Raw genomic sequence first — 946 nt, 5'->3', positions numbered from 1 at the left:
TGATCAATCAACGACCACGAAAATGTTTGGGCTGGAAGACTGCTCACGAATCCTTCTCAGAAGAACTGTCGCACTTGGCTTGACAATCCGTCTCACATAATTGAATAATCTCTTTAGGAACTGATTCAAAAACCAATACTTCCGGTTTAGGATAGGGTTTCTTTGCTTTGTATTCATCAAGTGTCATCAAGCTGTCCCAATACAATTTTACCCAGTACTCTAAACTTTCACCTGTATCAAAATTTAGTGCTTCCTCATCAGTATCCTTCAAATCCTCATAAAATGCTTGGTCATAAATGGATAAAGAAATATCTCCATCAAAGACTAACATGACCTATGCAGTCCGAGGTAAGCCTTGGTAAATATCCGGTTTGGGCGTAGCCCAAAGAAGCATCAAATCATGCTCCGGCCCAAATAATTCATTAAGCCTTGCAAATGGCTGCACTTGTGTGTCACAATCAATAGAGATTCGCTGAATACCCTTGTGGTTTTTCACGCGAACCTGACAACGAGTGTGGAAGAGACCACGAACCATTTTGCCGTGGGTATAGCCTTCATCATCACTCGTTTTTTCTTTGTTCAGTTCAAAGAGCGCTACAGCTAACAAGGTTCCTGCCGTAAACAATAGCTCAAAATGAGCATGATGATACCCCTCGGATTCAGAGTGGCATTTCTCAAAAGCCAATTCCTGCTTGGCGGCTCGAAAGAATACTTCGATGCGCCAACGCTTTACATAAGCATCAATACTTCTTCCGGAACATCATAGCGATTGCTGATCAGTAAATAGGCATCGTTGTAAGTCGCAGGATCTTCCCCCTTTTGTTCAGATTGATCAACAGCGGAGTAAGGGCACTTCATATCGATTTCCGGAATGGAAATGGAACGTAAACCGGATGTCGCTTGACGTGTCAGCATGAGCAGCATCTGCTTAGCCAAATCAATTTTG

At 42.7% G+C, this 946-nt stretch carries 3 protein-coding genes; all 3 read right to left on the bottom strand.

All coding sequences use genetic code 11. The features are described from left to right. Nucleotides 1-43: 43 nt before the first annotated feature. On the bottom strand, nucleotides 44-331 hold the full coding sequence (locus PPOP_RS18090) for a hypothetical protein (protein WP_006288118.1): 288 nt from the start codon (nucleotides 329-331) through the stop codon (nucleotides 44-46). 3 nt (nucleotides 332-334) lie between these two features. Continuing rightward, nucleotides 335-685 (bottom strand): hypothetical protein, encoded by a 351-nt coding sequence (locus PPOP_RS19645; protein WP_006288117.1) that lies wholly within the window; start codon nucleotides 683-685, stop codon nucleotides 335-337. A 44-nt stretch (nucleotides 686-729) separates the two neighbouring features. Next, nucleotides 730-946 (bottom strand): hypothetical protein (locus tag PPOP_RS23070; protein WP_006288116.1); only part of this gene is annotated, 217 nt, incomplete at its 5' end.

This window comes from Paenibacillus popilliae ATCC 14706, from assembly GCF_000315235.1.
In the GTDB taxonomy this organism is placed as follows: Bacteria; Bacillota; Bacilli; order Paenibacillales; family Paenibacillaceae; genus Paenibacillus_B; species Paenibacillus_B popilliae.
The sequence above is the reverse complement of the archived record's forward strand: the minus strand, read 5'-3'. Positions and strand labels throughout refer to the sequence as shown.